Here is a 24788-nt window from a genome sequence, read left to right as displayed (position 1 = left end):
GGCGCACGAACCGCGCCTCCGCCCCTGGAGTGCCGGACGGCGCACAGGGGCTCCTGCTACTCGAGGAGTGACTCCCTCCAGCGATGGACGGATCGTCCTGTAGTACCTGCGCCGCCCCCGGTCACCGAACTCGGGCGGCGGCATCATGACCACCCCCCTGCTGCTTCTGGCAGCCGCTTTCGTGCTCATCCTGGCCAACGGCTTCTTCGTGGCCGCCGAGTTCGGCCTGGTGACGGTCGAGCGGCCCGAGGCGGAGAAGGCCGCCGCCGAGGGCGACCGCCGCGCCCGTACGGTCGTGGAGTCGCTGAAGGAGCTCTCCTTCCAGCTCTCCGGCACCCAGCTCGGCATCACCATCACCTCCCTCGTCGTCGGCATGCTCGCCGAGCCCGCGCTGGCCGAGCTGCTCGGCGGCCCGGTCACCGCGCTCGGCGTGCCCGAGGGCGCCGTGTCCGGGGTGGCGGTGATCATCGGCATGCTGCTGGCCTCCGCGGTCCAGATGGTGGTCGGCGAGCTGGTGCCCAAGAACTGGGCGGTGTCCCGGCCGATGCAGGTCGCGCGCTTCGTCGCCGGCCCGCAGCACCGGTTCGCCCTGCTGTTCCGGCCGGTGATCGCCGCCCTGAACGCGGTCGCCAACCGGCTGGTCCGCGCCATGGGCGTGGAGCCCACCGAGGAGCTGGCCTCCGCCCGCACCCCCGGTGAGCTGGTGTCGCTGGCCCAGCACTCCGCGCAGGCCGGTGCCCTGGAGCAGGACACCGCCGACCTGTTCGTGCGGACCCTGTCGCTGGCCGAGCTGACCGCCCAGCATGTGATGACCCCGCGCGTGAAGGTGAGCGCGCTGCAGTCGTCGGCCACCGCCGAGGACGTCGTCAACCTCACCCGCGCCACCGGCCTGTCCCGCTTCCCCGTCTACCGGGAGAAGATCGACGAGATCGTCGGCATGGCGCACCTCAAGGACGCCCTCGCGGTGCCCGTGCAGGACCGGCTGCGCACCCCGGTCGCCCGGATCGCCCGGCCCGCGCTGCTCGTCCCCGAGACGCTGCCGGTGCAGCCGCTGCTGGCCCGGCTGCGCAGCGAGCAGCCCATCGCCGTCGTCGTCGACGAGTACGGCGGCACGGCCGGGGTCGTCACCCTGGAGGACATCGTCGAGGAGATCGTCGGCGAGGTCCGTGACGAGCACGACGGCCACGACACCCCCGAGCTGGCGCCCGCCCCCGCCGAGGACGGCCGGCCCGCCTGGGACGTCGACGGCAGCTGCCGCGTCGACACCCTCGCCCGGATAGGGCTGGAGGTCCCCGAGGGGCCCTACGAGACCGTCGCCGGACTCGTCGCCGACCTGCTCGGGCGCATCCCGGCCGCCGGTGACCGCGCCGAGCTGCCCGGCTGGCGGCTCTCCGTGCGCCGGGTCGGCCACTACCGCGCCGAGCGCGTCCGCCTGGTGCGGACCTCCGCCGTGCGGGAGGCCGCCCGATGAGCGTCCTGCAACTGCTGTTCGCCGCGCTGCTGGTGCTCGCGAACGGCTTCTTCGTCGGCGCCGAGTTCGCCCTCGTCTCCGTACGCCGAAGCCAGATCGAACCGCTCGGCACGACCCGTGCCCGCCAGGTGCTGTACGGCCTGGAGCGGCTGCCGCGGATGATGGCCGCCGCCCAGTTCGGCATCACCGTCTGCTCGCTGACGCTCGGCGCGGTCGCCGAGCCGACCGTGGCACACCTGCTGGAGCCGGTGTTCGAGTGGGTCCACCTGCCGCACGGCATGATCCACCCGCTCGGCTATGTCATCGCGCTCGCGGCCGTGGTCTTCTTCCACCTCGTCATCGGCGAGATGGTCCCGAAGAACCTCGCCATGGCCGCGCCCGAGAAGGCCGCGCTGTGGCTCGCGCCCGGCCTGGTCGCCTTCGCCCGGGTGTGCGGGCCCGTCACCTCTGCCCTCGGCGCCTGCGCCCAGGCCGTCCTGCGGCTGTTCCGCGTGGAGCCGAGGGACGAGGTGGAGGCGGTCTTCACCAGCGTGCAGCTGGGCCGGCTGGTGGAGGACTCCGGGCAGGCCGGTCTGCTCGACCCCGAGGAGCAGGAGCGCCTGGAGGACGCCCTGGAGCTGGGCTCCCGCCCGGTGACGGACGTGCTGCTGCGCCGCGAGTCGCTGGTCACGGTAGGCCCGTCCGTCACACCTGGCCGGGTCGTGGAGCTGACCGCCCGCACCGGGTACTCCCGCTTCCCGGTCGCCGCGGACAACGGCGCCTTCATGGGCTACGTCCACATCAAGGACGTCCTCGACCTGGAGGACTCCGACCGGGCCGTCCCGCAGCACGTCTGGCGCCATATGACGACCCTGCGCTCCGACCTGCCCCTGGACGACGCCCTGACGGTCATGCGCCGCGCGGGCACCCACCTCGCCCAGGTCGCGGACGCGTCGGGCCGGGTGCTCGGCCTGGTCGCGCTGGAGGACGTACTGGAACTGATCGTCGGCGAGGTCCGGGACCCGGCCCACCGGCAGCAGACCCCGGAGGTCCGGGTGACCGAGCCGAGGCTGAGCGGGGAGCCGGAGGAGGCGATGGCGACCTAGCAGGGCCTGTCAGCCCGGCGCTAGTCGAGATCCTGGGGACCCCGCCCGGACAGCACCTCGCCGTAGGCCTGCATCAGGTCCGGCAGCCGCAGGGTCGCCAGGTCGTCCCTGGTGAGCGTGCCGGGATAGGCGGACAGCCGCAGATCCCGGTACGCGCAGCTCTTCTCGTACAGCGTGCGCAGGAAACGGCCGTTGCCCAGCTCGTCGATCCAGCCCTGGTCGACGACGTGCCCGGCGATGGAGCGCAGCTCCTCCAGTGCCTCCTCGTCCCAGGCGTCGCCGTTCTCGGCGGCCAGCACCTTGCCGATCGCGGTGAGTTCGAGCGGCCGGTAGGAGGGGAAGTCGACGCGGGTGGTGAAGCGGGAGGACAGCCCCGGGTTGGCGGCGAGGAGGCGGTCCATGCCCTCCGGGTAGCCGGCCAGGATCACCACCAGGTGGTCGCGGTTGTCCTCGGCCCGCTTCAGCAGCACCTGCAGGGCCTCGTCGCCGTAGGCGTCGCCCTTGCCGTAGCCGGAGTTGGACAGCGAGTAGGCCTCGTCGACGAAGAGGACCCCGCCGAGCGCGGAGTCGATGAGCTCGTTGGCCTTCACCGCGGTCTGGCCCAGATACTCGCCGACCAGGTCGGCCCGCTGGGCCTCCACCAGGTGGTCGCCGCCGAGCAGGCCGAGGGCGTAGAAGACGCGGCCGAGGATGCGGGCGACGGTGGTCTTGCCGGTGCCGGAGGGGCCGGAGAAGACGAAGTGCCGTTTCGGCGGCTGGACCGGCAGCCCCTGACCGGCCCGCAGCCGGGCCATGTTCAGCTGTGCCGACAGCGCCTTGACCTGGCGCTTGACCGGCTCCAGCCCCACCATGCGCTCCAGTTCGGCGAGCGCCTCGTCGAGTAACGCCGGGTCCGTGGGGCCGGCCGGCAGCGGCCCGGACACCACCGTCGTCTTCTCCCGCACCGCCGGGTCGGGCACCGAGGGCAGGGGCGCCACCGGGGGCGCCGGCTCGGGCTCGGGCAGCCGCAGGTCACGGGCGTCGGTGCCGAACAGCGGGTCGAGCACGTCGAGCCCGTCCACGCTGTCCTGCCCGGCACCGGCGAGGCTGATCGCCGCGAGGTCGGCGGAGTCGTCGTAGCCGTCGCCCTCGGAGATGGCCGCGAGCCGTGCGGCGGTGTCCATGAACGCGGGGTCGACCCGGTGCACGGCCCGGTACAGCGGCAGCGCGGCCGCCGAACGGCCCGTGCCCTCGTGCGCCCGGGCCAGCCAGTAGCGCAGTTCCTTGCGCTGCGGCTGCTCGCTGCGGCAGCGCATCAGCGCCGCCGACAGCAGCGGCTCGGCCTGTCCGTACATCTCCAGGCGTACCCGGGCCATGCCGCCGAACAGCCCGGCCTCGATGCCGAGCAGCGGATCGTCCAGGAGCGGGTCGGTGTGCCGGACGAGCTGCTCCCAGTCCTTGACCAGGTAGGAGCGGCAGGCGTGCAGGAAGCGCACCTGCGGGTCGGTGTCCACCGGCGGCAGTCCGGCCAGCGCCCGGTCCAGCTCGGGCACGTGCCGGCCGTCGAGCCAGTGCGAGGCGTGCGCGAGCAGCAGATCGCGGGGGCTCTCCAGCACCGGCTGGACCCACCAGCCCAGCCAGTACCAGGAGTTCAGGGTGCGCCCGTGCCGGGCGCGCTGCTCGCCGAACCGGTCGCGGTGGCGGAACATCCGCAGCAGCGCGGTCGTCGTGTCGACGCGCAGCGCGTGCAGTCCCAGCCAGCCGTCCGCCATGCCCGGGTCGATCCGCACCGCGGTGCGGAACTCCTCCTCCGCCTGCGGATAGGCGCCCATCGTGTAGGCGTCGACCCCGCGCAGCCAGGCGAGGTCGGCCGGGGCCTCGGGGCCCTGCGTGCCGAAGTCCATCCCGTCCCCCACAAGCCGTGCCCCCGCTGGTTCACCGCCGGGCCGTCGCCCGTGGCCGCTCCGCTCGAACCGCTGTACCGCGGGCCGGAGTTGACCGGTGTGCGGCAGCCGTCCGAAGGTCGCGCCGAGGGCATCGTACCTGCGTGGGCGGTGCCCGCCGTAGGGTGCGTGGCGGGGCGTTCGGGGAGGTGGGAGCGGACAGGCACGCTTCCGTTTCGGTGACCCAGGGTGATCGCGCGGCGCCCCACGGCGGTCGCCGAAGGGGGACCGGACAGAACGAAGCCCCCGGTCACGGGGGAACAACCGGGGGCTTCGCGTCAGTGGGTGGCCCCGAGGGGGCGCACATTGAGAACGTAAGACCTGTACGGGCCGCCGGTCAAGCGGAGTTGAGGCACTCCTGGAAGTTCCCCGAGGGGCCGTCTTCACAGGTTCACCACATTGTCTACAGCTGCTCACGGAGCGTCACCCAGCGGTTCCGGCCGCACGCCCGGGCAGCACCTCGTACCCCTCCCGCACCTGCCGCACCACGAGGTCGGCGTACGGCTCCGACGGGTCCTCGGCGAAGTGCCGCGCCTCCGCATCGACCCACCCGTCCCAGAAAGCGCGCTGCTCCTCACCGTCCCGTTCCCGGCCGCGTGCCCAAGCCTGCTCCCGGGGCATCCGCATCCACATCAGCCGCGCCAGACACGGCCGTAGCACCCGTCGGCCCGCCCCCACGCCCTCGATCAGCACGACGTCGGCCGGCGGCAGCGCCCGCGGCGGCCCGAACCGCCGGGTCCGCCAGTCGTAGGGCCGGTACACCGCCGGCTCGCCGCGGCCGAGCGGCTCGACGACCTCCTCCATCAGCCGGCCCGTCCACGTGAACAACTCCTCGTGCGTGGCGATGTCGTCCAGGTGCAGCGCGGGCGCTCCGCCGAGCTCGGCGGCGAGGCGCCCGGCGAAGGTGGACTTGCCGGAGCCGGCGTGTCCGTCGACGGCGACCAGCCGGACGGGGCCGAGCGAGGGCGGCAGGCTGCGCAGGTGACGGGCGAGTCGGGGCAGGGAGAGCGGAGCGGTCGGGGAGTGCACGTGCCCATCATCCCCGTGGCCCTCGATCGTCGCGGGCGCGGGTGGCGTCGGCCGTTCGCGCGGTGCGCCGGGCCCCTGAGCGGCCCGTCCCCGGGGGCCCGGGGAACTGCGCGATCAGCCACCGCCGCCCCGCAGCCGGCCACGCGCACCGGACCGGGCGCCACTGGTCGACACCAATATTGCTCGGCACGGCATGCCCCGAGGTGCTGGATGGAGCGGGGACCCTGCGGCCATAGTTGGCGCACGCAGCCACCCGACTCGGACACCTGGGGGTCACCCGCCCATGAGCAGAGCCGAACAGCCGTCGCGCAGAACCGTCCTGGCCGCGGTGGTCGCCGCCGCGGTCACCACCGGCGCGGCCCCGGCGGCGGCCGACACCGACGCCGCCGGGCAGCAACAGACCGCGCCGGCGCGTCTCGTCGACAACCGCGCCTGGACGACGTACGCCGACTGGCGTTCCGGCACCGTGCGCGGCGCGCGGCCCGTCGCCGGGGTCCGGCCGGGACTCGTGATCGGCACTCCGGCCGGCACCACCGACTACACCGACCCGCACACCGGCACCACGGCCCCCTGGGAGTACGCCACCTGGACCTCGCCGGTCCACACCCCGGCGGTGCCCGCGACCGAGGTGATCGCCTCCTGGAACGCGGCCACCCCGGCAGGCACCTGGATCCAGATCGAGCTGCGGGGCACCTACTCGGACGGCACGCAGACGCCGTGGTACGTCATGGGCCGCTGGGCCGCGGGCGACCAGGACATCCGGCGGACCTCGGTCGACGACCAGAGCGACGGCAGGAGCAGCGTCTGGACGGACACCTTCGCCATCGACGACGCCACGACCGGCCTGCGCCTCACCTCGTACCGGCTGCGCCTCACGCTGTACCGCCGCCCGGGCTCCGAGTCGACCCCCACCGTCTGGCGGCTCGGCGCGATGGGGTCCGACGTCCCCGACCGCTTCACCGTGCCGGCCTCCACGCCGGGCCTGGCGCAGGAACTCGCCGTCCCGCGCTACTCGCAGGAGATCCACAAGGGCCAGTACCCCGAGTACGACAACGGCGGCGAGGCCTGGTGCAGCCCCACCTCCTCGCAGATGATCATCGAGTACTGGGGCGGCCGGCTCACCGAGGAGCAGCTGTCCTGGGTCGACCCCTCCTACGCCGACCCGCAGGTGTGCCACGCGGCCCGCCACACCTACGACTTCCAGTACGCCGGCTGCGGCAACTGGCCCTTCAACGCCGCCTATGCCGCCACCTTCCGCGGCCTGCAGGGCGTGGTGACCCGGCTGCACTCCCTCACCGACCTGGAGACGCTGATCGCCGCGGGCATCCCGGCCATAACGTCCCAGTCCTTCCGGGCCGACGAGCTGACCGGCGCCGGATACGGCACCTCGGGGCACCTGATGACGGTGATCGGCTTCACAGCCGACGGCGACGTGATCGCCAACGACCCGGCCTCCGACAGCAACGAGGCCGTACGCCGCGTCTACCGGCGCCGCGAGTGGGAGAACATCTGGCTGCGCACCAAGCGGTACGACGCGAACGGCCGGGTCAGAGGCGGCACCGGCGGCGTCTGCTACCTCTACTTCCCGGCCCACCCGACCCCGCGGCAGCGCCGCGCGCTGGCGGCGGTGGGCGTGCGCTGAGCCCGCCGGTGCTCCCGGGGCGGCTGTGACCAAGCGCACGGTCGCAAAAGCCGCCCCGGGTGGCAAGGTGGACAGCATGACCACGAACGCAGCCACCGCCGCCCGGGTGGGCACCGGCGGACCTCAGGAAGACGACGGCCCCGAGGTCGTCGAGCACGTCATGGGCTGGACCCTCGTCGTGGTGGTCGCCATGCTGATCGCCCAGCTCGGGCTGCTGTGACGCCGTTCGGCCCGCTGTGACCGCCGCCGCGATCACTGCTCGGACGGCTGTGAGCTGAGCCACCCATGACCTGACATACTGCGGGTGTCCTGCCGCCCGTCGGATATCAGGTTGGAAATTGACCATCAGTCATCAGCGCGGTGCCGCCCGGCCGCCGGTCCGCGGCACCGACCGCTCGCTGGCGCGTCGCGTCGAACTACTCGCCATCGGGCGGAAGTTGTTCGCCGACACGCCCTACGACGCGCTCTCCATGGACGACATCGCCCGCCAGGCCCATGTCGCCAAGGGACTGATCTACTACTACTTCCACTCCAAGCGCGGCTACTACCTGGCCATCGTCCAGGACTCCGTCGCCGATCTGGTCGGCTTCGCCGCGAGCGGCCGTGAACTGCCCCCGGGCGACCGGGTCCACCGCACCATCGACGGCTACCTGCGCTACGCCGAGCACAACCACGCCGCCTACCGCACGATCGTCAGCGGCGGAGTCGGCTTCGACACCGAGGTGCACGCCATCCGCGACGGGGTGCGCGAGGCGATCGTGGGGACCATCGCCGAAGGGGCGTACGGCAGGCGGGACATCGCTCCGCTGGCCCGGATGGGGCTGCTCGGCTGGGTGTGCGGCGTCGAGGGCGCCACGCTGGACTGGATCGACCGGCCGGGCCTCACCCGCGACGACATGCGCGAGCTGCTGGTACGGATGCTCGGCGGCACCCTGCGCGCCATCGAGGAGCTGGACCCGGCCCACCCGGCCCCCGAGCCGGCCCGCAGGGAGGCGTAGCCGGGCGGGAGGCCTGCCCCCGCCCCGGCTGTCTCCCGCCCTCGGTCAGTTGATCGCCCTGATCAGCTCACCGCTCGCCGTGTCCCCGCTGAGCTCCCAGAAGAAGGTGCCGCCGAGGCCCTGGCCGTTCTTGTAGGCCATCTTGGTGGCGATGGTCGCCGGGGTGTCGTAACTCCACCAGTTGCTCCCGCACTTGGCGTACGCGGTGCCGCCGACGGTGCCGGTGACCGGGCACTTGGCCTTCAGGACCTTGTAGTCGTCGATGCCCTGCTCGTACGTCCCCGCCGCCGGGCCGGTCGCGGTGCCGCCGGGCGCGGACTGGGTGACGCCGGTCCAGCCGCGGCCGTAGAAGCCGATGCCGAGCAGCAGCTTGGAGGCGGGGATGCCGAGCCCCTTGAGCTTGGCGATGGTCGCCGAGGTGTACATGTTCGCCTTGGGGATGCCGCTGTAGGAGTTGAGCGGCGAGTGCGGGGCGGTCGGGCCCGTGGCGTCCCAGGCGCCGAAGTAGTCGTACGTCATCGGGTTGTACCAGTTGACGTACTGCGCGGCGCCCGCGTAGTCGGCGGCGTCGATCTTGCCGCCGGCCGTGGCGTCGGCGGTGATCGCCGCGGTCACGAGGTAGGTGGAGCCGAACTTGGCCCGCAGCGCCTGCATCAGGTTCCTGAAGGCCGCCCTGCCGCTGGTGTCGCAGCTCAGGCCGCAGGCGTTGGGGTACTCCCAGTCGATGTCGATGCCGTCGAAGACGTCCGCCCACCTGGAGTTCTCGACCAGGTCGTAGCAGGACTGGGCGAAGGCGGCGGGGTTGCGGGCCGCCTCGCCGAAGCCGCCGGACCAGGTCCAGCCGCCGAAGGACCACAGGATCCTCAGGTTCGGGTGGAGCCGCTTCAGCTTGCGCAGCTGGTTGAAGTTGCCGCGCAGCGGCTGGTCCCAGGTGTCGGCGACGCCGTCCACCGACTCGGCGGCGGTGTAGGCGCGGTCGGTGGCGGCGTAGGCGTCGCCCATCGCGCACTTGCCGCCGGTGACGTTGCCGAAGGCGTAGTTGATGTGGGTGAGCTTCGCCCCGGACCCCGAGGTCTGGATGTTCTTGACGAAGTACTTGCGGTCGTACGTGCCCCATTCGGTGAAGTAGCCGACGACCTTGGAGCCGGCGGCGGCCTCGGCGGTGGGGGCGGTGGTGGTGGCGGTCGCGGTGGCGGTGCCCGCGCCGGCGAGCAGTCCGGCGCCGAGTACGGCGCTGCACAGCGCCGAGACGAGGGAGCGGAGGGGGGTTCGCATCGGTGTCTCCTCGTGGGGGGAGGGGGACCTGCGCCGGTGCGCGCCCAGCATTGGCATGGACGCGATAAACAGCCGGTGATCCGACACCGTAGGAGGACTAGACCAGTGCGGTCAATGGTGCGGACCAATCCGGTGTCCTCGTAGATTCTCTGAAGTAAGCGGTCGTTAACCAGTGACGCGCCGCCGCCGATCGGGCATACTCACAGCGCCGAGCCGCTGGTCACAAGCGTCCGAGACCCGGAACTGCGAGCATCGGAAACGGCACCAGAGAGACCTGGCGGAGCCGCCCCCACAACGGGCCGGGCCGCCCGTGCCCGAAAGGGAGGAGAGCGTCGCCATGCCCGACCGCGCCCCGCAGCCGGTGGACCGCCAACTGCCCACCGACGAGGCCCGGGATCTGATCTCGCTCGTCCGCGACATCGCGCAGCGCGAGATCGCTCCGGCGGCGGCCGAGGAGGAGGACGCCGGACACTTCCCGCGCGAGATCTTCACCCTGCTCTCCCGCTCCGGCCTGCTCGGCCTGCCCTACGACGCCGAGTACGGCGGCGGCGAGCAGCCCTACGAGGTCTACCTCCAGGTGCTCGAAGAGCTCGCCATGGCCCGTCTGACCGTCGGCCTCGGCGTCAGCGTGCACACGCTGGCCTCCTACGCGCTCGCCGCCTACGGCACCAAGGAGCAGCAGGTGGAGCATCTGCCCGCGATGCTCGGCGGCGGCCTGCTCGGCGCCTACTGCCTGTCCGAGCCGGCCTCCGGCTCCGACGCGGCCTCGCTGCGCACCAAGGCCGTGCGCGACGGCGACGACTGGGTGATCACCGGCACCAAGGCGTGGATCACCCACGGCGGCGTCGCCGACTTCTACACCGTGATGGCCCGCACCGGCGAGGAGGGCCCGCGGGGTGTCACCGCGTTCCTGGTGCCGGGTGACGCCGAGGGCCTGAGCGCGGCCGTGCCCGAGAAGAAGATGGGCATGAAGGGCTCGCCCACGGCCCAGGTCCACCTCGACGGCGTCCGCGTCCCCGACAGCCGCCGCATCGGCGAGGAGGGCCAGGGCTTCGCCATCGCCCTGTCCTCGCTCGACTCCGGGCGGCTCGGCATCGCCGCCTGCGCCGTCGGCGTCGCCCAGGCGGCCCTCGACGAGGCTGTCGCCTACGCCAAGGACCGCCGCCAGTTCGGCAAGCCGATCGCCGACTTCCAGGGCCTGCGCTTCATGCTCGCCGACATGGCCACCCAGATCGAGGCCGGCCGCGCCCTGTACCTGGCGGCGGCGCGGCTGCGCGACGCCGGGCTGCCCTTCGCCAAGCAGGCCGCGATGGCCAAGCTGCACTGCACCGACGCCGCCATGAAGGTCACCACGGACGCCGTGCAGATCCTCGGCGGCTACGGCTACACCGCCGACTTCCCGGCGGAGCGCTACATGCGCGAGGCCAAGGTGCTGCAGATCGTCGAGGGCACCAACCAGATCCAGCGCATGGTCATCGCCCGCCACCTCGCGGGTCCGGAGACCCGCTGAACTGACCCGGCCGCACCAGGGGCGCCGCGAGCCGTACCCACTCCGGGTCGTGGCGCCCGGGCAGCGTACGGCCGCGGTCGGCCCAGGTCCGCAGCAGATCCCGGTAGATGGGCGGGTCCACGGGCTGCGGAGGAGCCATCGGAGGCGGCAGCGGAACCGATTCTGCGCCGGCCGGGACGAACACTAGGAGCTGACGCCCGGTCGTGGAGTAGGTGGGGGTCATACCAGGCCAACGCACGAAGCGGGCAAGGAGTCACCGGCCGGCGTAATAGGCCGTGAGTTCGCGCCGTGAGTGCTCCGGTCGTGCGGCGTCGCCGGCGTGCGGCCGTGAGCTCGCGCCGTCGGGGGCCCGGCCACCCGGCGCTGCCTGACGTACCGTCACCTGAGCCCCCGTCAGGGAGGTGTGCCTCGGCCGACGACCGCCCCTGCCGCTCGACGAGTACCCGGTCCGCCAGGTGCCGCTGTTCACGAAGCACGTCGCCACCGGCGACCACAACGCCTACGACCGCGGCACCTTGCACGTCTTCGACCACGCCGGCCGGGCGCTGCTGACCACCGGCCTCGGCGTCTGTCCGAACCTCGGGGTGATCGACGCCTACGCCACCCTGCGCCTGGACGACACCCTGTACGCGGGCGGGCACACCGATCCTGCACCACGGCGGCCTGCCGGCCATGGTGCAGGGCGGTCAGCGGGAGCCGGCGGAGCGGCTCAGGCGGCGTGGCGGCGCATCGAGGGGACGCGCATCGGGCGCGAGCCCGGGCCGCCGACGTGCGAGAAGGGCTGCATCCGCCAGTCGAGGCCCTGAGGCAGCGTCAGCAGCAGGGCGGTGTCCTGCTCCTGCGGCTCGAAGGACTCGTCGGCCGGGCGGGCGTCGGTGGCGCTGCGGCCGGTGCCCGGGCACACCGTGAGCCCGAACGGGTTCCACTTCGAGGCGCACAGCGCGTGCTCCGGCAGGGACTCCTCGTCCGCCAGCAGGGCGATGGGCTGGGCGCAGTCCGGGCAGATCACCCGGTACATCTCGAAGGTGTCGTACGTGTCGCTGTCGAAGTCGTCGCCGTCGAAGGCGTCGGTTTCGACGCCCTCCGGCTCGGGCTCGACGACCGGCTGCTGCCGCTTGGGCGCAGTACGACCAGGACGCTTAAGACTCTGCATGGGATTCTCCCCCTCGGGCTGGGCCGTGAAGGCGCTGCGGCCTCGACCACAGCAAGCACTTCCCGTCCGGCCTCCGAGGTAATCACGAGTCCATCACGGACGTCAGCCGGTGACTGTGGTGTTCGTCACATGCCGTCCGCAGGTGCCCGGAAAACAACGTGTCCTCGCCCCGACCGCTCCACCGGTCCTCCAGCGGTTCTCCGGCGGTGCCCGAGCGGGGACGGCGGGCCCCAGGTCACGAACCGGGTATGACCGGGCTGTCGAGGTATCGGAAGAGATCAACCGCACTGTAGGTTCTTGCGCCATGGAGGAGCTGGACCGTCAGATCGTGCAGCTGCTCGTCAAGGACGGGCGGATGAGCTACACAGACCTCGGCAAGGCCACGGGTCTGTCCACGTCGGCCGTGCACCAGCGGGTGCGCCGGCTGGAACAGCGTGGGGTCATCCGCGGCTACGCCGCGGTGGTCGACCCCGAGGCCGTCGGGCTGCCGCTGACCGCCTTCATCTCCGTGAAACCCTTCGACCCCAGCGCCCCCGACGACATCTCCGACCGGCTCGTCGGCGTCCCCGAGATCGAGGCCTGCCACAGCGTCGCGGGCGACGAGAACTACATCCTCAAGGTCCGCGTGGCCACCCCCCACGAGCTGGAGGGCCTGCTGGCCCGCATCCGCTCGCTCGCCGGGGTGTCGACCCGTACGACGGTGGTGCTGTCGACGCCGTACGAGGCACGGCCGCCGCGTATCTGACCACCTGGGTGCGGTGCGCCCGGGCCGAGGCGCGAGACTGTTCCCCATGAGTGAGCGCACCGCCCCGACCAAGACCGTCCTGCTGCGCCGCGGAGAAGTGCACAGTCCCGCGGACCCCTTCGCCACCGCCATGGTCGTCGAGCACGGCCAGGTCGCCTGGGTCGGCTCGGAGGGTGCGGCCGACGCCTTCGCCGACGGCGTCGACGAGGTCGTCGACCTGGACGGGGCGCTGGTCACCTCCGCGTTCACCGACGCCCATGTGCACACCACCGCGACCGGTCTCGCGCTGACCGGCCTCGATCTGACCGGGGCGACCTCTCTGGAGGCCGCGCTGGCCCTCGTACGGGAGTTCGCCGCCGCCCGTCCCCACGACCGGGTGCTGCTCGGCCACGGCTGGGACGCGGCCCGCTGGCCCGGCGGCCGCCCGCCGACGCGCGCGGAGCTGGACGAGGCCACGGGGGGCCGCCCGCTGTACCTCTCCCGCATCGACGTCCACTCGGCGGTCGTCACGACGGCGCTGCTCGACCTGACCCCCGGTGTCCGCGGCCTGGACGGCCTGGCGGAGGGTTCGACGCAGGGGCCGCTGACCGCCGACGCCCACCACGCCGTACGGGCCACCGCGCTGGCCGCCGTCACCCCGGCCCAGCGCGCCGAGGCCCAGCGCGCGGCCCTCGCCCACGCCGCCTCCCTCGGCATCGGCTCGGTGCACGAGTGCGGAGGGCCGGAGATCTCCTCCGAGGACGACTTCACCGGCCTGCTCCGCCTGGCCGCCGAGGAGCCCGGCCCGCGGGTCGTCGGCTACTGGGCCGAGCAGGATGTGGCGAAGGCGCGCGAGCTGGGCGCGCTCGGCGCCGCGGGCGACCTGTTCGTCGACGGTGCCCTCGGCTCCCACACCGCCTGTCTGCACCAGCCGTACGCCGACGCCGGGCACACCGGCACCGCCTACCTGGACGCGGCGGCCGTGACCGCGCATGTCGTCGCCTGCACCGAGGCCGGGCTCCAGGCGGGCTTCCACGCCATCGGCGACGCCGCCGTCACCGCGGTCGTGGAGGGCGTGCGCGCCGCCGCCGACAAGGTGGGGCTCGCCCGCGTCCGCGCCGCCAGGCACCGCGTCGAGCACGCCGAGATGCTCGACCCCGAGGCCATCGCCGCCTTCGCCGAGCTGGGCCTGACCGCGTCCGTGCAGCCGGCCTTCGACGCGCTGTGGGGCGGCGAGGACGGCATGTACGCGCAGCGGCTCGGGGTGGAGCGGGCGCGCGCCCTCAACCCGTTCGCGGCCCTGCTGCGGGCCGGTGTGCCCCTCGCCCTAGGCTCCGACAGCCCGGTCACCCCGCTCGACCCGTGGGGCACGGTCCGGGCCGCCGCCTTCCACCGCACGCCCGAGCACCGCGTCTCCGTGCGCGCCGCGTTCACCGCCCACACCCGGGGCGGCTGGCGGGCGACCGGCCGGGACGACGCGGGCGTCCTGGTGCCCGGCGCACCCGCCGACTACGCGGTCTGGCGCACCGGCGAGCTGGTGGTCCAGGCGCCCGACGACCGGGTGGCCCGCTGGTCCACCGACCCCCGCTCCGGCACCCCCGGCCTGCCCGATCTCACCCCGGGCCGTGACCTGCCGGTCTGCCTGCGCACGGTGGTGGCCGGGCGGACGGTGTACGTACGGCCGGGCGAGTGATCTACGGCGGCGGGCCCCGTCCGGCGGCCCGCCGCTCGACCTGCGCATCCGCCCCGCCGACCAGCGCGTTCCGAACGTATGCGCAGGTCAAACGGCTGTTGACAGGGGACGGCCCGGGGCCGGTAGGTTCGGCGGAGTCCACCACAGGACGCCCGACGGGAGCACGTCCGCGCACTCGCCGCCGCGCCGCTGGGTCAGGGACGGTGTACCGCACCGGGCACCGCCACTGGCAGCCAGGCTCAGCGCCCGCGCCGCGGCGAGGGAACGTTCCGGCCGGTCGGGAAGGTGTGACCCGGGTGGGGCCCGGCCGCTCAGTAGACAACGGCCTCAGGTCGATCCGCAGCCAGCGGATCCCGGGCCGGCCCGAAGGGCGCCGGGCCCCCATCCGCAGCCGGACGCGTCCACGCCGGGCTGGGATAAGCGCGCCTCGCGCGTCCACGCCGTGGGGGAATGCGCGCCTCGTGCGTCCACGCCGTGGGGGAATGCGCGCCTCGTGCGTCCACGCCGTGGGGGAATGCGCGCCTCGTGCGTCCACGCCGTGGGGGAACGGGCGCCTCGCACGTCCCGCTGTGCGGGATCCGCGGTTCTCGTGCGTCCCGCTGTGCGGGAAATCCGCGGTCTCGTGCGTCCCGCTGTTGTGGAATCGGCATGAGCATACGAACCGCCCGTCACGTCATCGCAGGCGGCGGCCACTATGGTGGACGTCTGCGCATGAAGACTGAAGGGGCAGCAGTGAACGACGGCGAGGGGACCGGGGCGGCACAGTCCCAGGGCAGGCGTTTCGGCCCGCTCGGCACCGCCCTGGTGATCATTCCGACCTACAACGAGGCGGAGAACATCAAGGCGATCGTGGGGCGGGTGCGGGCCGCCGTCCCCGCGGCGCACGTCCTGGTGGCCGACGACAACAGCCCGGACGGCACGGGCAAGCTGGCCGACGAGCTGGCAGCGGCCGACGAGCAGGTCCACGTCCTGCACCGCAGGGGCAAGGAGGGCCTGGGCGCCGCCTACCTCGCGGGCTTCCGCTGGGGCCTGGAGCGGGACTACGGCGTCCTGATCGAGATGGACGCCGACGGCTCCCACCAGCCGGAGGAGCTGAACCGGCTGCTGACCGCCCTCAAGGGTGCCGACCTGGTCCTCGGCTCGCGCTGGGTGCCGGGCGGGCGGGTCGTGAACTGGCCCAAGAGCCGTGAGTTCATCTCCCGCGGCGGCAGCCTGTACTCCCGGGTCCTGCTGGACGTCCCGATCCGTGACGTCACCGGCGGGTACCGGGCCTTCCGCCGCGAGACCCTGGAGGGGCTCGGCCTCGACGAGGTCGCCTCGCAGGGGTACTGCTTCCAGGTCGACCTGGCCCGGCGGGCGATCAAGGCCGGCTACCACGTGGTCGAGGTGCCCATCACGTTCGTCGAGCGTGAGCTGGGCGACTCCAAGATGAGCCGGGACATCCTGGTCGAGGCGCTGTGGCGGGTGACGACCTGGGGTGTGGGGGAGCGGGTCGGCAAGGTCGCCAAGCGGCTCCGGCCGTAGGGCGTTTATCCCGGGCTGAGCTGCCGAGAGGCACACTGGACGCATGACGCAGACCTCCACGCAGCCGGCGAGGCCCCGCCGCGGCCGGCTCCGCACCTTCCTGCCCCTCGGCATCGCCGCATGGCTCGTGCTGGAGATCTGGCTGCTGACCCTGGTCGCGGGCGCGGCCGGCGGGCTCACCGTGCTCCTGCTGCTGCTCGCCGGGCTCCTGCTCGGCGCGACCGTCGTGAAGCGGGCCGGGCGCAGGGCCTTCCAGAACCTCAACCAGGCGGTGCAGGGCGGCGGCACGCCCTCCGGCAGCGGGGGCAACGGCTGGCTGATGCTCGGCGGACTCCTGCTCATGCTCCCCGGGTTCCTCTCCGACGTGCTCGGTCTGCTCCTGCTGGTTCCGCCGGTGCAGAAGGCCCTCGGACAGCGCGCCGAGCGCACGTTCGAGCGACGGTTGCGCGCTGCCGCGCCCGGCGGCTTCGGCGACGCCTTCCAGCAGGCTCGTATCCACCGCCCGGACGGCAAGGTCGTGCAGGGCGAGGTCATCCGCGACGAGCCGCGCGGGGACGCCCCGCAGGGGCCGCGCCCGCCGCTGACGCACTGAGACCCCTGAGCACTGAGCCTGGCTGACACACAGAGACCCGGGGGCGAGACGGCCTCCGGGCGCCCCGGGAGATGACCTCCGGGTGCCGAGAGGGCACTCATGGCAAAGACCGAGGGCGCCGTACGAGATCTCGTACGGCGCCCTCGGTCATTTCGGCGTGTGTTGTCGCTGCCGCCGGTCAAGTCCCGCCGGGACTCATGCGGACTTGCGGCTGTCCCGGGGGTGAACGGCGATGTTCATCGCCCCGGAGCGGAGAACGGCCAGCCGCTCCTCGAGAACCTCTTCGAGCTCCTCGCGGGTGCGCCGCTCCATCAGCATGTCCCAATGCGTACGCGCGGGCTTGGCCTTCTTCTCCTCAGGGCCGTCGCCATCAACGAGGAGTGCCTGGGCCCCGCAGACCTTGCACTCCCACTCCGGCGGGATCTCCGCCTCGACCGAAAAGGGCATCTCGAAGCGGTGCCCCTTCTCGCATGCGTACTCCACGGCCTGGCGCGGGGCCAGGTCGATGCCGCGGTCCGTCTCGTAGCTGGTCACCACGAGGCGCGTGCCGCGAAGAGCTCGCTCACTCATGAATCGTGCCTCCCGGGCTTGTCGCCCACAGGACAGGTGTCGCTGTCGTCGTCATCCGGTCAACGTCCGGTCGGCGGTAAAGATTCCCGTCCCGTGTCCCGTTTCGGGTCATGCGTCGCCGTCGTAGCCGCAGCCTTGTCAACCAGTGCAGTACCCACCGGCGCCCGGTTTGTCACATCTGCTAGGAGATGTCACCCAGCGTTTTTGCATCTTTGACGCGCAGTAACGGTACGCCTGGCAGGCCAAAGGCGTACACTACCGCCCTTTCGCCCTGAGTGCTAAATCTTCTCCGGAACGGGATTGCCCGCGTCGCCGATCGCCCGGCGCACCGGGACCCTGGCGAGCAGCACAGAGCCCAGGACGAAGAAGGCCACCAGGGAGATGATCGCGTCCCGGTAGCTCCCGGTCAGCTGGAAGGTCAGCCCGAACAGCAGCGGCCCGAGCCAGCTCATGCCGCGGTCGCTCACCTCGTACGCGGCGAAGTATTCGGCCTCCTTGCCGGGCGGGACCAGGTGGGAGAACAGGGAGCGCGACAGGGCCTGGCTGCCGCCGAGGACCAGCCCGATCCCCGAGGCGAGCACGAAGAACCACACCGGCTGCCCCGCCGGCAGGAAGTAGCCCGCGGCCAGGACCGCCGTCCAGGCGGCCAGCGAACCGAGGATCGTGCGCTTCGCCCCGTAGTGCCGTGCCAGCCGCCCCAGCGCGAGTGCGCCCGCCACCGCCAGCACCTGCACCAGCAGGACCGCGCCGATCAGGGTCGACTGGCCGAGGTCCAGCTCCTTGGAGCCGTAGACGGAGGCCTGGGAGATCACCGTCTGGATGCCGTCGTTGTAGACCAGGTACGCCAGCAGGAAGCCCAGGGTCAGCGGATGGCGGCGCATGTCGCGGACGGTGGCGGCCAGCTGCCGCAGACCGGGGGCGGTCGCCTCGCGCGCGGGGCCGCGGTCGCTCGCCGCGGGGGCGCGCCGGTCGCGCAGCCGGCGCAGCGGGACCAGCGCGAACCCGCCCCACCACAGCCCGGCCGACGCCAGGCAGATCCGCACCGCCATGCCCTCGGACAGGCCGAAGCTGTCGTGCGCCGTGTAGAGCACGAGATTGGCGACCAGCACCAGGGCGCCCGCCGCGTAACCGAAGGCCCAGCCGCGCGAGGAGACCGCGTCGCGTTGCTCGGGCGGGGCGATCTGCGGCAGGTAGGAGTTGTAGAGCATCATCGCGACCGACTGCGCGGTGTTCGCCAGGACCAGCAGCAGGCCGCCCAGCAGATAGCGGTCGCCGGACAGGAAGAACATGCACGCCGTCGCCCCGGCCCCGACGTAGGCGGCGGCGCCCAGCAGCGGCTTCTTGCGGCCGGTGCGGTCGGCGGCGGCGCCCACCAGGGGCATCACCAGCACCGCGACGATCACCGACAGGGACACCGAGTAGGCGAAGAACGACCCCGCGCGGACCGGTATGCCCAGCGGATGGACGAAGCCCTCGGCGTCGGCGGCCTCCTCGGCGACGGACGTCAGATAAGGGCCCAGGAACACGGTGAGGACGCTCGTGGAGTAGACCGAGCAGGCCCAGTCGTAGAAGTACCAGCCGCGCTGCTCGCGCCGTCGGTCGGCCGCCTCGTCGGCGACCGCCGTGCGCACGGTTTCGGTCCCCACCCGCGCCCTCGCTTCCGGTCCGGCGCCGCGCGGGGGCGCGTTCCGGGGGTCAGACCCAGACGCCCCGGTCCTCCATGACCTTGCGCAGCGTGTCGATGTGATCGGTCATGATGCCATCGACACCGAGGTCCAGGAGCCTGTGCATTCGATCGGGTTCATTGATCGTCCACACATGCACCTGGAGCCCGCGCGCGTGTGCGGTGCGTACGAAGCGGTCGTCGACCACCTGGATGCCCGACTGGGACTCCGGGACCTGGGCCGCGACCGCCGAGGCGCGCAGCGCGGCCGGGACGCCCCAGGACCGCAGCCGCAGATTCAGCACCCCGCGGGTGCCGCAGGACGTGGCCAGGCGCGGTCCGGCCAGTCGCTGGGCGCGCACCACCCGGGCCTCGGAGAACGAACCGACACAGATCCGGTCCCAGGTGTTCGTTCGCTCGATCAGTTCCAGAAAGGGGTGAAGGGCGGACTCCGCCTTGACGTCGACGTTCCAGCGCACCTCCGGGAACTCCTCCAGCAGTTCCTCGAACAGCGGTACCGGCTCCTGGCCCGCCACGCGCGCGTGCCGTACCTCTGCCCAGGGCAGGTCGGCGATCCGGCCGGCGCCGTCCGTCACCCGGTCCAGCGTCGAGTCGTGGAAGGCGACCAGCTTTCCGTCGCGGGTGGTGTGGACGTCCGTCTCGATGTACCGGTAACCCGTTGCCACCGCCCGCCTGAACTGGAGCGCGGTGTTCTCCAGGCCGCCGGCCGCGCCGCCCCGGTGGGCGAACGGGATCGGGCCGGGGTGGTCGAGGTACGGGTGGCGTATCCGCGTGGTGGTCACCGACGCAGTATCGCTCCACGGGGTTGACCGGTGGCAACGACCGTGCTGCCACCCGGTGCCGACGGAACGGCGAACACGCGCAGGAACACCTGGGCGAGCGGGCCGATCGACACCGCGTACAGCAGCGTGCCGATTCCGATGGTGCCGCCGAGGAGGAACCCGGTCACCACGACCGTGATCTCGACGATCGTGCGCACCAGCCGGATCGACCAGCCCGTGCGCCGGTTCAGGCCCGTCATCAGCCCGTCCCGCGGACCGGGACCGAAGCGCGCCGCGATGTACAGGCCGGTCGCCGCGCCGTTCAGCACGATCCCGGCCGCCATGAGCGACACCCGCACCGCGAGGCCGTGAGCGTCCGGCACCGCGGCCAGCGTGGCGTCCATCGCGGCACCGATCACCAGCACGTTGGAGATCGTGCCGAGGCCCGGCCGCTGGCGCAGCGGGATCCACAGCAGCAGGACGGCCGCGCCCACCAGGGTCAGCACCACGCCGATCGACAGCCCGGTCCGCTCCGCCAGCCCCTCGTGGAGCACGTTCCAGGGCTCGAGCCCGAGCCCGGAGCGGATGAGGAGGGCCGAGCTGGCGCCGTACAGCGCCAGGCCGCCGTACAGCTGGACGAGGCGCCGTAGGACATGGTCCGGCGCGGAGGAGATGGACAAAGGAACCCCCGGGATGGTGTGAGTGGCCTGACGCATGTCACTCTGTGGCTTGGGGTGAAACATCATCCATGGCCAATTCGGGGAAGGTGGACTGGTAATCATGGCGCAGTGGACCTCTGCGGTGGGGGCCGCGCAGCTCGCCCGGCTGCTCAAGTCGCAGCAGGACCGGCCCGCCGGTCCCGGCAGCCGCCGCCCGCCCGCCTACCGCGCGCTCGCCGACGGCGTCCGGCTGCTGGTGCTGGAGGGCCGAGTCCCCGTGGCCGCCCGGCTGCCCGCCGAGCGGGAGCTGGCCCTCGCGCTGTCCGTCAGCCGGACGACCGTGGCCGCCGCCTACGAGGCGCTGCGGGGCGAGGGATTCCTGGAGTCCCGGCGCGGCGCCGGCAGCTGGACGGCCGTACCGGCGGGGAATCCGGTGCCCGCGCGGGGCCTGGAGCCGCTGCCGCCCGAGGCGCTCGGCTCGATGATCGACCTCGGCTGCGCCGCCCTGCCCGCCCCCGAGCCCTGGCTCACCCGCGCGGTGCAGGGCGCGCTGGAGGAGCTGCCGCCGTACGCGCACACGCACGGCGACTACCCGGCCGGTCTGCCCGCGCTGCGCGCGATGATCGCCGAGCGGTACACCGCGCGCGGCATCCCCACCATGCCCGAGCAGATCATGGTGACGACCGGCGCGATGGGCGCCATCGACGCCATCTGCCATCTCTTCGGCGGCCGCGGTGAGCGCATCGCCGTCGAGTCGCCCAGTTACGCCAACATCCTGCAGCTCATGCGGGAGGCCGGCGCCCGGCTGGTGCCCGTGGCCATGGCGGAGGGGCTCAGCGGCTGGGACATGGACCGCTGGCGTCAGGTGCTGCGGGAGGCCGCGCCGCGCATCGCGTACGTCGTCGCCGACTTCCACAACCCGACGGGCGCCCTCGCCGACGACGACCAGCGCCGCCGCCTGGTGGAGGCCGCCCGTTCGGCGGGGACCGTGCTGGTCGCCGACGAGACGATGACCGAGCTGTGGCTGGACGAGGAGTTCGCGGGCGGTGGCATGCCGCGGCCGGTGTGCGGCTTCGACCCGGCGGGGTCCACCGTGATCACTGTCGGCTCGGCCAGCAAGGCCTTCTGGGCCGGCATGCGCATCGGCTGGGTGCGGGCCGCCCCGGACGTCATCCGCAGCCTCGTCGCCGCCCGCGCCTACGCCGACCTGGGTACGCCCGTGCTGGAACAGCTCGCGGTGAACTGGCTGTTCGCCACCGGTGGCTGGGAGCAGGCCGTCGAGCTGCGCCGCGCCCAGGCCCGGGAGAACCGGGACGCGCTGGTCGCGGCCGTACGGCGGGAGCTGCCCGACTGGGAGTTCGAGGTGCCCGGCGGCGGTCTGACCCTGTGGGTGCGGGCCGGGGGCCTGTCGGGGTCGCGGCTCGCCGAGGCGGGGGAGCGGGTCGGCGTGCGGGTGCCCTCCGGGCCGCGGTTCGGGGTCGACGGGGCCTTCGAGGGCTATGTACGGCTGCCCTTCACCGTCGGCGGGGCGGTCGCCGAGGAGGCGGCGGCCCGGCTGGCCGCGGCGGCGCGGCTGGTGGAGAGCGGCGGAACGGCCGGAGGCGAGGCCCCGCGCACCTTCGTGGCCTGAGGGTCTCGTGACGGCGAGAGGGCCGGGCGGCTGGCGGCCGCCCGGCCCTCTCCTCGTGCTCGTGTCCGCTCAGCTCTCCGCGGCCATGGCCTCCGTCGGCACCTGGTTCATCGGCACCTCCTCCAACGGCGGCTTCTCCATGGGCACCTTCTCCATGGCGACCTCCACCGGGATCTTCTCCAGCGGCGGCTTACCGGCCGGCAGCTTCTCCAGCGGCGCCGCCTCGGGCTGGGGCGTCACGATGGCCGGCTCCGCGTCCGCCGGGGTCGTGCGCGGCGGCAGGAGGTCGAGGACGGCCTGGCGGTGGGCGTCGCTGGTGGCGTCGTCGTACGGGTCAGGCGTGGCCGGCACCTGTAGGCGCAGGACGGGGCCGGTGCCCAGGCGGGCGTAGCCGCGGCCGGGCGGGACATGGGTGGTCGGGGTCGTGTGCGGCGGGGCGCCGAGGACCGCCTCAAGCTGCGCGCGGGTGGCCGGTCCGAGGACGACACGCGCGCGCGTGTGCTGCCGTACGGCGTCGCTGAGCAGATCCAGGTGGTCGAACTGCTCGGCCACCACGATCGTGACGTTGGCGGCGCGGCCGTGCCGCAGCGGCAGCTGGAGCAGGGACTGCGGATCGCGCTGCCCGTCGCCGCCGACGAGGCCGAGCGCGCCGGGGCGGTCGAGGAGGATCCACAGCGGGCGCCGGGTGTCCTCGGGCGGCGCCTGTCCGGCCTGGCGGGCGCGGTTGACGGCGACGAGCCGGCGCTCGGTCTCGTGCGCGGCCCATTCCAGGCTGGTCACCGCCCCGGCGGCCCCGCATTCGACGGCGAGGACGCCGTCGCGGCCGGTGAGGCAGGCGTACTCGCCGGTACCGCCGCCCTCGACGATCAGGACGTCGCCGTACTGCAGGGCCTGCAGGGCGATCGAGCGCAGCAGGGTGGAGGTGCCGCTGCCCGGCTGGCCCACGGCCAGCAGGTGCGGCTCGGTGGAACGCACACCGGTGCGCCACACCACGGGCGGGACGTCGCGCTGCTCCTCCCCGTGGGTGAGGGGGAGCGTGCGCGGGACCTCGCCGGGGTCGGTGAAGCCGAGGACCGTCTCGCCGGGGGAGCTGACGAACCGCTGGGCGGCGATGTCGGTGGGCAGCGGGGCCAGGACGCTGACCGTGAGCTGGTTGCCCTCCTCGTCCCAGGCGAAGTGGTACTCGCGGCCGCGGCCGGACTTGGCGGTCAGCAGCTGCTCGATCCGCGCGCGGGCGGCCGGTTCGCCGTCGGTGAAGTACGCGGGGTAGCGGATCACCAGACTGCTGACCCGGCCCGAGTCGTCGAACTCGAAGTCGGTCAGGGCCTTGTCCCACTCGCCGCCGTGGGCGTACAGCGGAGCGGGATCGTCGGCGGTGGAGAAGTACGGGACGAGCGCCTCGTACAGCGCCTGCAGGCGCTGCGTCTGCGACTCGTCGGGGCCCTCGGGGGCGGACGGGGTGCGGTCCCGGCCCTGCCAGGCCGCCGCCGCCATCAGGGTGATGACGGCCACCAGCGGGCCGTACGGCACGAGGGCGACGACCAGGATCACCGACGCCACCAGGAACAGCAGTGGCCCGCGCCTGTCCTTGGGCGTCTCGGCCCACCTGCGCCGCCCGGCCGAGGCCAGCCGGCGCAGCCCGCGGGTGATCGTGATGAGCGGGTGGAGGACGTCGGTGGCGCTGTCGGCCGCCGTGCGGGCCAGCTCCCGGCTCCGGGCGATCTGTGCGCTGCCTGTGCTCAGGATGCGGGGGAGGGGGCGCCGGGCCACTGCTGTCTCCTGAAGGTGCGTACGGACGGGGTCTGCGGCGTCAGAACTTGATGCCGCCGAGAAGGCTCGCCAGGCTCTCGCCGCCGGCCTTGATGCTCGGCGCGATGGCCGTGCTCGCGAGGTAGAAGCCGAAGAGCGCCGCCACCAGGGCGTGCGATGCCTTGAGTCCGTCCTTCTTGAAGAAGAGGAAGACGATGATGCCGAGCAGGACCACGCCTGAGATGGACAGGATCATTTGAGTTCTCCTGGTTGGTGGGGACAGTCACCATGAGTACTTCCAGGCTCACAGGATGTATCCATACGATAAAAGGTGCAAATGGGGGAAATTCTGGAGATTTCCCCCGGGTGGCGTAGGCTCTGGGGGTCCGGCTGAGCAGGGGAGTTGCGTCGAACGGTCCTCCCGGTGATCTTTGCCTCGGGCGACTCCGGTCATGTGCGCCCGCAGCCAGTACTCTGGCGATTCACCTGAACGGCTGTAAGGAGAGGTGGACCGGCCGATGACTGAAGCCCCCGACCCCGAGGTCGTGGAGCTCGCGACCAAGATCTTCGATCTGGCCCGGCAGGGGCAGACCGACACGCTCGCCGAATACGTGGACGCGGGCGTTCCGGCCAACCTCACCAACGACCGCGGCGACTCGCTCGTGATGCTCGCGGCCTACCACGGGCACGCGGAGACCGTACGGGCTCTGCTCGCCCGCGGGGCCGAGGCGGACCGGATCAACGACCGCGGCCAGACGCCGCTCGCAGGGGCGGTCTTCAAGGGTGAGGAAGCCGTGATCCGGGCCCTTCTGGAGGCCGGCGCCGACCCGTCGGCCGGCACTCCGTCGGCCGTCGACACAGCCCGGATGTTCGGCAAGACGGACCTGCTCACACTGTTCGGAGCGAACTGATCCGAACGCCCTGACCAGGGAAAACAGGGTCCCTGGCAGGACAGGAAACGGAAAACGGGGGAGGCGGTACAAGGCCGCCGGAAATTTCGGTCGCGGCATCGAAGAGCGCCGAGTCATCATGACGTCGTGATTCACGGACGCGATGGCTGGGCAGGTGTTGCCGCACCGCGCGGGCCGTGATGCGGCCCGCATGGGCCACCGACGAG

General features: G+C 72.7%; 22 protein-coding genes. 12 read left to right on the top strand and 10 right to left on the bottom strand.

Going from position 1 to position 24788, the window contains the following annotated elements; translation table 11 throughout:
• Positions 1–145 precede the first annotated feature (145 nt).
• A complete protein-coding gene (locus ACIGXJ_RS22645) occupies positions 146–1471 on the top strand; it encodes a hemolysin family protein (protein ID WP_399648242.1) in 1326 nt (441 codons plus the stop codon).
• On the top strand, positions 1468–2556 hold the full coding sequence (locus ACIGXJ_RS22640) for a hemolysin family protein (protein WP_399648240.1): 1089 nt from the start codon (positions 1468–1470) through the stop codon (positions 2554–2556). Before ACIGXJ_RS22645 ends, ACIGXJ_RS22640 begins: the two co-directional genes overlap by 4 nt.
• Positions 2557–2576: 20 nt before the next feature.
• Here the strand turns inward: ACIGXJ_RS22640 and ACIGXJ_RS22635 are convergent, their stop codons facing one another.
• On the bottom strand, positions 2577–4439 hold the full coding sequence (locus tag ACIGXJ_RS22635) for an AAA family ATPase (protein WP_399648237.1): 1863 nt from the start codon (positions 4437–4439) through the stop codon (positions 2577–2579).
• 462 nt (positions 4440–4901) lie between these two features.
• On the bottom strand, positions 4902–5507 hold the full coding sequence (locus ACIGXJ_RS22630) for a uridine kinase (RefSeq protein WP_399648235.1): 606 nt from the start codon (positions 5505–5507) through the stop codon (positions 4902–4904).
• Positions 5508–5790: 283 nt separating this feature from the next.
• Here ACIGXJ_RS22630 and ACIGXJ_RS22625 point away from each other — a divergent pair, with 283 nt between their 5' ends.
• The 3 genes from ACIGXJ_RS22625 (at position 5791) to ACIGXJ_RS22615 (ending at position 8147) form a co-directional block, all read left to right on the top strand.
• Positions 5791–7149, top strand: a complete 1359-nt coding sequence (locus ACIGXJ_RS22625) for a peptidase C39 family protein (protein ID WP_399648232.1) — start codon at positions 5791–5793, stop codon at positions 7147–7149.
• Between the two features lie 76 nt (positions 7150–7225).
• Entirely contained in the window at positions 7226–7369 is a 144-nt protein-coding gene (locus ACIGXJ_RS22620; protein WP_399648229.1) for an SCO1431 family membrane protein, read from the top strand.
• 118 nt (positions 7370–7487) lie between these two features.
• Positions 7488–8147 (top strand): TetR/AcrR family transcriptional regulator, encoded by a 660-nt coding sequence (locus ACIGXJ_RS22615; RefSeq protein ID WP_399648227.1) that lies wholly within the window; start codon positions 7488–7490, stop codon positions 8145–8147.
• A gap of 45 nt (positions 8148–8192) precedes the next feature.
• Here the strand turns inward: ACIGXJ_RS22615 and ACIGXJ_RS22610 are convergent, their stop codons facing one another.
• Positions 8193–9422 carry a glycoside hydrolase family 18 protein gene (locus tag ACIGXJ_RS22610; RefSeq protein WP_399648225.1) on the bottom strand — a complete coding sequence of 410 codons (1230 nt, stop codon included), beginning with the start codon at positions 9420–9422 and terminating at the stop codon, positions 8193–8195.
• A gap of 337 nt (positions 9423–9759) precedes the next feature.
• Between ACIGXJ_RS22610 and ACIGXJ_RS22605 the strand changes: the two genes are divergently transcribed.
• Entirely contained in the window at positions 9760–10932 is a 1173-nt protein-coding gene (locus ACIGXJ_RS22605; protein ID WP_399648223.1) for an acyl-CoA dehydrogenase family protein, read from the top strand.
• Positions 10933–11641: 709 nt separating this feature from the next.
• Here ACIGXJ_RS22605 and ACIGXJ_RS22600 read toward each other — a convergent pair.
• Positions 11642–12085, bottom strand: a complete 444-nt coding sequence (locus ACIGXJ_RS22600) for a hypothetical protein (RefSeq protein ID WP_399648221.1) — start codon at positions 12083–12085, stop codon at positions 11642–11644.
• Between the two features lie 304 nt (positions 12086–12389).
• On the opposite strand from ACIGXJ_RS22600, the gene ACIGXJ_RS22595 reads away from it, so the two are divergent.
• The 4 genes from ACIGXJ_RS22595 (at position 12390) to fxsA (ending at position 16618) form a co-directional block, all read left to right on the top strand.
• Positions 12390–12830, top strand: a complete 441-nt coding sequence (locus ACIGXJ_RS22595) for an Lrp/AsnC family transcriptional regulator (RefSeq protein ID WP_399648219.1) — start codon at positions 12390–12392, stop codon at positions 12828–12830.
• A gap of 46 nt (positions 12831–12876) precedes the next feature.
• Complete coding sequence (locus tag ACIGXJ_RS22590) at positions 12877–14502, top strand: amidohydrolase (protein WP_399648217.1); 1626 nt, start codon at positions 12877–12879, stop codon at positions 14500–14502.
• Positions 14503–15234: 732 nt separating this feature from the next.
• The gene (locus ACIGXJ_RS22585) at positions 15235–16026 is read left to right on the top strand and encodes a polyprenol monophosphomannose synthase (RefSeq protein ID WP_399649076.1); all 792 of its coding nucleotides are present in this window, start codon (positions 15235–15237) and stop codon (positions 16024–16026) included.
• 43 nt (positions 16027–16069) lie between these two features.
• On the top strand, positions 16070–16618 hold the full coding sequence (gene fxsA, locus ACIGXJ_RS22580; RefSeq protein ID WP_399648214.1) for an FxsA family membrane protein: 549 nt from the start codon (positions 16070–16072) through the stop codon (positions 16616–16618).
• Positions 16619–16813: 195 nt separating this feature from the next.
• Here the strand turns inward: fxsA and ACIGXJ_RS22575 are convergent, their stop codons facing one another.
• The 4 genes from ACIGXJ_RS22575 to ACIGXJ_RS22560 form a co-directional block, all read right to left on the bottom strand.
• Complete coding sequence (locus tag ACIGXJ_RS22575; RefSeq protein ID WP_003977404.1) at positions 16814–17188, bottom strand: RNA polymerase-binding protein RbpA; 375 nt, start codon at positions 17186–17188, stop codon at positions 16814–16816.
• 278 nt (positions 17189–17466) lie between these two features.
• Positions 17467–18834, bottom strand: coding sequence for an MFS transporter (locus ACIGXJ_RS22570; protein ID WP_399648211.1), 1368 nt, complete (start codon positions 18832–18834; stop codon positions 17467–17469).
• A gap of 49 nt (positions 18835–18883) precedes the next feature.
• Complete coding sequence (locus ACIGXJ_RS22565) at positions 18884–19654, bottom strand: glycerophosphodiester phosphodiesterase (RefSeq protein ID WP_399648208.1); 771 nt, start codon at positions 19652–19654, stop codon at positions 18884–18886.
• Entirely contained in the window at positions 19651–20349 is a 699-nt protein-coding gene (locus tag ACIGXJ_RS22560) for a YitT family protein (protein WP_399648206.1), read from the bottom strand. Before ACIGXJ_RS22560 ends, ACIGXJ_RS22565 begins: the two co-directional genes overlap by 4 nt.
• A gap of 64 nt (positions 20350–20413) precedes the next feature.
• On the opposite strand from ACIGXJ_RS22560, the gene ACIGXJ_RS22555 reads away from it, so the two are divergent.
• Complete coding sequence (locus ACIGXJ_RS22555; RefSeq protein ID WP_399648203.1) at positions 20414–21922, top strand: PLP-dependent aminotransferase family protein; 1509 nt, start codon at positions 20414–20416, stop codon at positions 21920–21922.
• Positions 21923–21991: 69 nt separating this feature from the next.
• On the opposite strand, the gene ACIGXJ_RS22550 is transcribed toward ACIGXJ_RS22555, so the two are convergent.
• Together ACIGXJ_RS22550 and ACIGXJ_RS22545 are read right to left on the bottom strand one after the other, a co-directional pair.
• On the bottom strand, positions 21992–23692 hold the full coding sequence (locus ACIGXJ_RS22550; protein WP_399648201.1) for a hypothetical protein: 1701 nt from the start codon (positions 23690–23692) through the stop codon (positions 21992–21994).
• 40 nt (positions 23693–23732) lie between these two features.
• The gene (locus ACIGXJ_RS22545) at positions 23733–23927 is read right to left on the bottom strand and encodes a hypothetical protein (protein WP_015661880.1); all 195 of its coding nucleotides are present in this window, start codon (positions 23925–23927) and stop codon (positions 23733–23735) included.
• Between the two features lie 262 nt (positions 23928–24189).
• Here ACIGXJ_RS22545 and ACIGXJ_RS22540 point away from each other — a divergent pair, with 262 nt between their 5' ends.
• Positions 24190–24582: an ankyrin repeat domain-containing protein gene (locus ACIGXJ_RS22540; RefSeq protein WP_399648197.1), complete on the top strand. Its 393-nt coding sequence runs from the start codon at positions 24190–24192 to the stop codon at positions 24580–24582.
• Positions 24583–24788 lie beyond the last annotated feature (206 nt).

Origin of the sequence: Streptomyces sp. NPDC053367 (assembly GCF_044545925.1) — a bacterium.
Lineage (GTDB): Bacteria > Actinomycetota > Actinomycetes > Streptomycetales > Streptomycetaceae > Streptomyces.
The sequence above is the reverse complement of the archived record's forward strand: the minus strand, read 5'-3'. Positions and strand labels throughout refer to the sequence as shown.

What these genes read in the sequence shown, in the direction of transcription:
- ACIGXJ_RS22600 (WP_399648221.1), bottom strand. Translation starts at nt 12,085, where the DNA reads ATGCAGAGTCTTAAGCGTCCTGGTCGTACTGCGCCCAAGCGGCAGCAG.
- ACIGXJ_RS22540 (WP_399648197.1), top strand. Translation starts at nt 24,190, where the DNA reads ATGACTGAAGCCCCCGACCCCGAGGTCGTGGAGCTCGCGACCAAGATC.
- ACIGXJ_RS22595 (WP_399648219.1), top strand. Translation starts at nt 12,390, where the DNA reads ATGGAGGAGCTGGACCGTCAGATCGTGCAGCTGCTCGTCAAGGACGGG.
- ACIGXJ_RS22590 (WP_399648217.1), top strand. Translation starts at nt 12,877, where the DNA reads ATGAGTGAGCGCACCGCCCCGACCAAGACCGTCCTGCTGCGCCGCGGA.
- ACIGXJ_RS22610 (WP_399648225.1), bottom strand. Translation starts at nt 9,422, where the DNA reads ATGCGAACCCCCCTCCGCTCCCTCGTCTCGGCGCTGTGCAGCGCCGTA.
- ACIGXJ_RS22560 (WP_399648206.1), bottom strand. Translation starts at nt 20,349, where the DNA reads ATGCGTCAGGCCACTCACACCATCCCGGGGGTTCCTTTGTCCATCTCC.
- ACIGXJ_RS22625 (WP_399648232.1), top strand. Translation starts at nt 5,791, where the DNA reads ATGAGCAGAGCCGAACAGCCGTCGCGCAGAACCGTCCTGGCCGCGGTG.
- ACIGXJ_RS22635 (WP_399648237.1), bottom strand. Translation starts at nt 4,439, where the DNA reads ATGGACTTCGGCACGCAGGGCCCCGAGGCCCCGGCCGACCTCGCCTGG.
- ACIGXJ_RS22605 (WP_399648223.1), top strand. Translation starts at nt 9,760, where the DNA reads ATGCCCGACCGCGCCCCGCAGCCGGTGGACCGCCAACTGCCCACCGAC.
- ACIGXJ_RS22545 (WP_015661880.1), bottom strand. Translation starts at nt 23,927, where the DNA reads ATGATCCTGTCCATCTCAGGCGTGGTCCTGCTCGGCATCATCGTCTTC.
- ACIGXJ_RS22555 (WP_399648203.1), top strand. Translation starts at nt 20,414, where the DNA reads ATGGCGCAGTGGACCTCTGCGGTGGGGGCCGCGCAGCTCGCCCGGCTG.
- ACIGXJ_RS22640 (WP_399648240.1), top strand. Translation starts at nt 1,468, where the DNA reads ATGAGCGTCCTGCAACTGCTGTTCGCCGCGCTGCTGGTGCTCGCGAAC.
- ACIGXJ_RS22620 (WP_399648229.1), top strand. Translation starts at nt 7,226, where the DNA reads ATGACCACGAACGCAGCCACCGCCGCCCGGGTGGGCACCGGCGGACCT.
- fxsA (WP_399648214.1), top strand. Translation starts at nt 16,070, where the DNA reads ATGACGCAGACCTCCACGCAGCCGGCGAGGCCCCGCCGCGGCCGGCTC.
- ACIGXJ_RS22645 (WP_399648242.1), top strand. Translation starts at nt 146, where the DNA reads ATGACCACCCCCCTGCTGCTTCTGGCAGCCGCTTTCGTGCTCATCCTG.
- ACIGXJ_RS22575 (WP_003977404.1), bottom strand. Translation starts at nt 17,188, where the DNA reads ATGAGTGAGCGAGCTCTTCGCGGCACGCGCCTCGTGGTGACCAGCTAC.